Annotated in this window: 6 protein-coding genes and 4 tRNA genes; all 10 read left to right on the forward strand. The window is 44.7% G+C overall.

Annotated elements, in window-relative coordinates; all coding sequences use genetic code 11:
• Positions 1-137: 137 nt before the first annotated feature.
• The gene (locus A3735_RS20490) at positions 138-677 is read left to right on the forward strand and encodes a DUF6160 family protein (protein WP_068514093.1); all 540 of its coding nucleotides are present in this window, start codon (positions 138-140) and stop codon (positions 675-677) included.
• Positions 678-686: 9 nt separating this feature from the next.
• Entirely contained in the window at positions 687-3,194 is a 2,508-nt protein-coding gene (locus tag A3735_RS20495) for a DUF6160 family protein (protein WP_156499794.1), read from the forward strand.
• A 98-nt stretch (positions 3,195-3,292) separates the two neighbouring features.
• On the forward strand, positions 3,293-4,246 hold the full coding sequence (gene birA / locus A3735_RS20500; RefSeq protein ID WP_068514087.1) for a bifunctional biotin--[acetyl-CoA-carboxylase] ligase/biotin operon repressor BirA: 954 nt from the start codon (positions 3,293-3,295) through the stop codon (positions 4,244-4,246).
• Entirely contained in the window at positions 4,246-4,989 is a 744-nt protein-coding gene (locus A3735_RS20505) for a type III pantothenate kinase (protein ID WP_068514084.1), read from the forward strand. The genes birA and A3735_RS20505 overlap by 1 nt, the downstream gene beginning before the upstream one ends.
• A complete protein-coding gene (locus tag A3735_RS20510) occupies positions 4,989-5,633 on the forward strand; it encodes a hypothetical protein (RefSeq protein ID WP_068514082.1) in 645 nt (214 codons plus the stop codon). Before A3735_RS20505 ends, A3735_RS20510 begins: the two co-directional genes overlap by 1 nt.
• A gap of 39 nt (positions 5,634-5,672) precedes the next feature.
• Positions 5,673-5,748, forward strand: a tRNA-Thr gene (locus A3735_RS20515).
• A gap of 39 nt (positions 5,749-5,787) precedes the next feature.
• Positions 5,788-5,871, forward strand: a tRNA-Tyr gene (locus tag A3735_RS20520).
• A gap of 10 nt (positions 5,872-5,881) precedes the next feature.
• Positions 5,882-5,956: transfer RNA gene (locus A3735_RS20525), tRNA-Gly, on the forward strand.
• Positions 5,957-5,971: 15 nt separating this feature from the next.
• A tRNA-Thr gene (locus A3735_RS20530) sits at positions 5,972-6,047 on the forward strand.
• Between the two features lie 113 nt (positions 6,048-6,160).
• On the forward strand, positions 6,161-7,117 hold a 957-nt coding region (gene tuf, locus A3735_RS20535; protein WP_068638542.1), incomplete at its 3' end, for an elongation factor Tu.

Below are 7,117 nucleotides of genomic sequence, written 5' to 3' on the forward strand. Positions count from 1 at the left end.
TGAGTATCGTAGCAATATCATTGTCGGTGATTTAGACATTGGTGGTACAAGTTTAGGCGAGCAGCGAATTGAAGGGATATTGGTCCAGTATATGGATGTTAAATTTCGGGACTTGGATCCTAACTAGAGGCTTATTTATGTTGTTTCGGGTACTAATTTTTATGCTTACTGCCGGGCTCGCTAATGCAGAGATGTCAAGTATTGATGACTCAGATCTATCAGAGGTGACAGGGCAAAGTGGTGTTTATTTAACAGGTGAAGTTTCAATCAACGAAGAGGGTGGGGCGTTCAATGACTCTGACAGCCATGGTTACTTTGGAGATTGTTCAAATAGTCAAAAAGTATGTGGGGCGCGCTTAGCTTTTAAGACTCAGAATGATGGAGGCTGGTTTGCGATTGATAATATTCAAGGCTCAGTCTCTTTTGAAGGTCTTACGTTTAGACTGAGAGATATTGCAGATGGTTTTGGTGGTGACGGTCTGCTATTTAATCGGGATGTGATCGAAATTGGCTTGCCTAAGAGTATACGCATGAACGACTTCCAGTATACGCTCGCGACTGCAAACCAAGACCGTCCAAGTAATAGTTCAGACTATCAGCAGGTCGACTTAATGACTGTCGAGATGAGTGGTGATCTCACTTTGCAGGGTAACCTGTTGGTTTTTCCAACGCCTTAGGAATTACGGATGATAAATAGACTATCAATAACATTAATGCTTTTTATTCTCCCACAAATAAGCGCTGCGGAGCTAAAAGCACTTGGTGATGAGTTTTTGTCGGGTGTAAGTGGGCAGTCGGGAATCACTGTTGACCTAGAATCGAAGTTTTCAGTGGGTGAGATAGCCTATTTTGATGATGGTTTGGGTATAGCGTTGCAGGGTGTCAAGATGAGTTCTGCTGCAGATCCTGGGCAGTTGGCAGAGCACCGATTAGAGTTTGATATTCTTGATAACGGCGATATAAAGTTTGCCTTTTCTTCTGGAAATGTCGCAAGGTTCGAAATAGAGGAAATTCGTTTTGTTGATGCGCCGGGCCTGCCTTCACTTGTAACAGATCCGAGTATAGGGGGCTTCTTTATTGACTACGAGATTGATGGCTCTATCTTGGTGCACAACAGAGGTAATACAAGACACGGTGCTAACAATGTTTTGGGTGGGTTGTATGATATTGATTTTACCGTCGAAAATGGGCGCTTAGGATATCGCACTAATGGCAATGAGTTTTTCTTGGATGGTTTAAGTTTGGATGTCGAATCTTTGGGTACGGTGTTTGGGGTGACCGAGGCAGGACAGCTTAACTTATCAATGCCTAACCTAAAGGCAGAGCTAAGTGTAGATGCCATTAGGTATAGTAATAACGCGTTAAATCACGGGGTAACTAATGATGTTACGTCGGGCGCGCCTTTAGCAAGTTACGGTAGCTTGTGGATTAATATGGATGTTAATTCTGATTTGTTAATTGCCGCGGGCGGCGCTGATGGTCTTACAGGAATGACGATCAATTCATCGAACCAGTTTAATCGCTTGGATGTAGCGTGGGGTGATGATACTGACTGGGCAGATACAGGTTACTGGGTAGGTGCTTTGGGTATTACCGGGTCAACAGATTTGGTCAACATGACGCTAGATATTTTGGATGATGAGGATTCAGGTGACGCTTATCATGGTGTGGGCTTGGCTTTAGCCTTTGAACAGTTAGCGATAGATCTGCATGTTCAGGATTTTGTTTTGGGTGAAACTAAAACAAATATTGATCAATATGTCGCGGGTAACCCTGTTCAATTAAAGTCACTAGGTTCTTTCGATATTGCTTTGACCTACGCCGACTCCGTTTGGGGTGGTGTTAGTCGAACCAACAAAATCTTGGTTCAAGCTGGCGGTAATACAGAGGCTGGCAATCAAGGTTTACGTCTTGATACTCAATTAAGTATCGCTGGTGACACAAATCAATCTAACTTTGTATACACCGATGATGGTTATTCTTTGATGTTGAGTTCTCTTTCTGCTTATGTTGATGGAGATATCACTATCGATATTACTGCAGACTTGCCAAATGATGACGTGTTTTTTGATGGTCTAAGGCTTGGTTTTGAAGATCTTGCTTTTGGCTATCAAATTGAGGGAGTGCGGGTTGCTGAGAGTACCGGGGATAAAGAGGATTTAAAGAATGAGAAGCTTGGGTCTGCACAGGGAGTGCAGGGGCTTCCTGGTTTGTTAGGTTCACCTTCTTTGGAAGGAACGCTTAATGGCCATATTACACTTGGGGCTGGTGGGCGAGAAGGCAGCGAAGGAATTACAGTAAATTCCGATATATCAATTAGTGATGGCATTATGGGTTCCTATTTAGAGGCTGACGGGACTGGGAATGGAATCTGGTTAAGTGGGCTGAATTATGATGTGCACTTGCGTGACATGATGTTAGATGTCACAAGTGACGGATTAAAGATTTATGAAGGTGAAAGTTGGAGTCGGTTGGATGTTACAGACTTTAAAATAGGTGAACGCACTGCTGACGCTAGCTTTGGCGGGCTTGTAGTAGAGAGTTATCATGCTGGTTCTGAGACCTTGATATCAACTGGTGGTGCTGGAGATGTTTGTATTGGTGGTGTCGGAGCTAGCCAGGGTGATTGTATTGCTGATAACGGGCGCTGGGAAAATCGTGGGGACCAGGGCTTAACAATAACATCTAAACGGCACTTTAAGTCGAAGATTGATTCTGAAGGAAAGAGAAATCGCTTAACTTGGCATGTCGGGCGCGATGGCGAGGGTACTGGTTCGCCCGATAAGGGAACGGGTCTAAAGTTAATATTTGATAATTATACGACCAATGACGGGAACAATTTGTCTGACGATTTTGGGATTCAGACAGAATACAACATGGATATTGCTCGCGCTCCGGTTATTAAGAGGTCGACAGGCTTCGATAGTAATAATATCTACGGTGAAGAGGGTTGGGAAAAGGTTATGTTGCCTGATGGCTCCTATGAGTACAAGGCTCCTTCAGATATGACTGCTGCAGATATTGCAAATAGACCGGTAGGTGTTGCGATGAGAACAAATACGCAGTTCAAAGAGCTTGATTTTGAAAGAGTTAATCTCAGCCACTCTGTCGGTGGTGAGTCAACGCTGCTATACGGAATGAAGCTACAGAACTTTAATATCACAACTGATATTACTGCTACGCCAATAGATTAAAGCTGGCGCTTACATTTTCTTGCCTTAATAAGGATGGCATTGCGATAATGCTTTCGAAGTCGCTATAATCGCGGCTTCATTTCTTTTTGGTTTCCCTTATGGAACTCCGTTCTATTTTAAATCTCTTGTCGGATGGTGAATTCCATTCAGGGTCGGACCTTGGTCGTACTTTGGGTGTAAGCCGAACTGCAGTGTGGAAAGCGTTAGGTCAATTGGAGGAGTTGCGTTTACCCTTGGAGTCAGTAAAAGGGCGCGGCTATCGCTTGTTGCGACCGCTTGATCTATTGTGTGGTAAATCTATTCAGTCGTATATGGCAGCTCAAGCTGTCGAAAATATCTCTATTGAGGTACTTTTAAGTACCGATTCAACAAATACTCACTTATTGGAAAAGCAACTCGAAGGAAATTTATACGAGAGTTGCTTGGCAGAATATCAGACGGCCGGAAAAGGTCGTCGTGGCCGAAAATGGGTTAGTCCTTTTGCGAGAAATATTTATCTTAGTATTGCTTTTAATCTTGATGGTGGGGCAGAAGCTCTATCTGGGCTAAGTTTGGTGGTTGGTTTGTCTGTTGTGAAGACGCTAGCATCACTTGGTGTTAGTGGCGTTGAGTTAAAGTGGCCGAATGATGTTTGGTTAAGTGGAAGAAAGTTAGCAGGTATTTTGGTTGAGTTGCATGGAGAGGCGACAACGAGTTGGCGGGTTGTGGTTGGTCTGGGTTTGAATGTTGATATGAAGCCTGAGGATGCGGAAGTGATTGAGCAGGCTTGGTCAGCTTTGTCCGAAGTATCGGATATTGGTCGGAATGAGCTAGCTGGCAACTTATTGAGTGGTTTGTATTGTGACTTAGAGCGTTTTAAGTTGGGTGGCTTTAAGGGTTTTTTGTCGGATTGGAACAAATTTGATGCTTTAGCGGGTAAAGTGGTTGAAATCAACAGTGGTGCAATAGTTGGTATTGCGCGAGGAGTTGACTTGTCTGGCGCGCTCTTATTAGAGGTTGATGGAGCACTATCTGCGGTTAACGCAGGTGAGGTGTCGGTGAGGTTAGGCTGATGCTTCTATTAGATTGCGGCAACACACGGATCAAGTGGTGTTTAGCTGAAAATAATAAAATCATAAGGTCGGGAGAGGAGTTGTTGTCGGCGCTTGATCCTGCTTTGCTGGCAGCAGAGTTGGGTGGCATGTCATTTAATAGGGTGCTGGTAGCATCTGTTAGGGTGTCTGAAGTACTAGATAGTCTGCTTGACGCGCTCCAGCGTATGGTGGATGTTAAGATTTATGCGATTTCTCATGATGATATGAGCGGGCAGCAATTTGCTTACGATGAGGTGAAAAGGTTGGGGGTTGATCGCTGCCTGGTAATATCAGCCGTGCGCGATCTGTATCAAGGCGCTTGTATGGTAATCGATAGCGGTAGTGCCTTGACGGCCGACTTGATTGACGGAGATGGACGGCATATTGGTGGCTATATTTTTCCAGGTTGCAAAATGTTGCAGGATTCGCTTGTGGCGGGGACATCGAAAATTGTATTAGATGATGATGTGCAGTGTGGATTATCTCCAGGCAGGAATACTGAGCAGTGTGTTGTTAATGGTGTTCATATTATGGTGAGTCAAACTATAAGCTACTTAGAGTCACAGTGTCAGGGCTATGGTATTAACAAGGTAATACTTACGGGTGGTGATGCGAAATATATCGCCGGATTTATCGTGGGGGCTTACGAATTGAGGCCTGTATTGGTCTTTGAGGGGATGGCTGGGCTGTTCGGATCTAGGCTTGAGGGGGAGCTAAACTAATGAAGTGGGTGTTTATAGCGTTATTGGTTGTGAATGTAGGTCTGGTTGCTTTTCAGTGGGTGAAGCATCGAGAGCAGGGTGTGAGTCCAGAATTTCAGGAAAATAAGGCAGTAAAACGTATAGTGTTGTTGTCGGATATTTCATCGTCGGGTGGCGATAAACAGGCAATAGCGAGGCGTTGTGAGTTGCTGGGGCCTTTTGATAATAGGGCTGAGTTGGAATTGGAAAAAAAGAGAGTGCTTCTGGGGACTGGTGAGGTTCAGATTGTAGGTCAAACTCTTGATAAGGCGCCCTCTTATTGGGTGTATATCGCGAAGAAAGATGTTGTTGAAGATCTAGAGCAAAGATTGCTTGAGATTAAGGTCGACACGTATAAGATTTCTTCAGGAGAATTAAGTGGGGCTTATTCTTTAGGGGTGTTTGAAAATATAGATTTGGCGCGCGGGTTAGCAAAAAAAGTAAAGAAAAGTGGTATGGCGCCAAGCATTTTCGAGAAAAAGAAGTCTGAAACGAGTTTTTGGTTGGAGTACGGGCTTGATTATGCTGCTGAAAACCAAGAGAAAATAGACGAAATTGCTGCATTGTTATCAACAGGTGCAAAGAAGAGAGAAATTTTTTGCAAAAGTGTTGCATCTGAAAAATAGTTCACTTAGTATAGCGGCCTCTCGAAATGAGGGTGTGCAGCTGGTGTAGCTCAGTCGGTAGAGCAACGCACTTGTAATGCGTAGGTCGGGGGTTCGATTCCGTCCACCAGCTCCATTTTGTTTTGAGTTCTTTAGAGTCTTTACGATTCTAGCTGGAGGGGTTCCCGAGTGGCCAAAGGGATCAGACTGTAAATCTGACGCGTAAGCTTCGGTGGTTCGAATCCACCCCCCTCCACCAGTTTTATGTGGCGGGCATCGTATAATGGCTATTACCTCAGCCTTCCAAGCTGATGATGCGGGTTCGATTCCCGCTGCCCGCTCCAAGTAATAAATTCGTTGCTCATATAGCTCAGTCGGTAGAGCGCCACCTTGGTAAGGTGGAGGTCACCGGTTCAATTCCGGTTATGAGCTCCATGAGTGTTATTGCTTGGTTTTATTGAATTTAAGTTGTGTGTGGTCAATGCTGGTTCTAGCTGGCCGAGACGCAGTGTCCGCAATCGAGCTATATTTTTTGAGGAGATGTTCGGATGGCAAAAGAAAAATTTGAACGTAATAAACCACACGTCAACGTAGGTACTATTGGTCACGTTGATCACGGTAAAACAACTTTGACTGCAGCGTTAACGCGTGTATGTGCAGAAGTATTCGGTGGTGAGAAGGTTGACTTCGCAAACATCGATAACGCACCAGAAGAAAGAGAACGTGGTATCACTATCGCGACGTCTCACGTTGAGTATGATTCAACTGATCGTCACTACGCTCACGTTGACTGCCCAGGGCACGCCGATTATGTTAAAAACATGATCACAGGTGCTGCTCAGATGGATGGTGCTATCTTGGTTTGTGGTGCGACTGATGGTCCTATGCCTCAGACTCGTGAGCACATCCTTTTGTCTCGTCAGGTAGGTGTACCTTACATTGTAGTATTCTTGAACAAGGCTGACTTGTTGGCTGAAGACTGTGGTGGTGCAGGTTCAGAAGAATACAACGAGATGCTTGAATTGGTTGAAATGGAAATTCGTGAGTTGCTAGACACTTATGAGTTCCCAGGTGATGATACGCCAATTATCGCAGGTTCTGCTTTGATGGCATTGAACGGCGAAGATGATAACGAGCTAGGTACAACTGCTGTTAAGAAGTTGGTTGAGTCGCTAGATTCTTATATTCCAGAGCCAGAGCGTGCTGTAGATCAGCCATTCCTAATGCCTGTTGAGGACGTGTTCTCAATCTCAGGTCGTGGTACGGTTGTAACGGGTCGAGTTGAGCGTGGTATCATCAAAGTTGGTGAAGAAATCGAGATTGTTGGTATCAAGGAAACTCAAACCACTACTTGTACTGGTGTTGAGATGTTCCGTAAGCTTCTAGACGAAGGTCGTGCGGGTGAGAACGTTGGTGTTCTTCTGCGTGGTACTAAGCGTGACGAAGTTGAGCGTGGTCAGGTTCTATGTGTGCCTGGTTCTGTTAAGCCTCACACTAAGTTTGAA

It is taken from the genome of Oleiphilus sp. HI0061 (genome assembly GCF_001635675.1).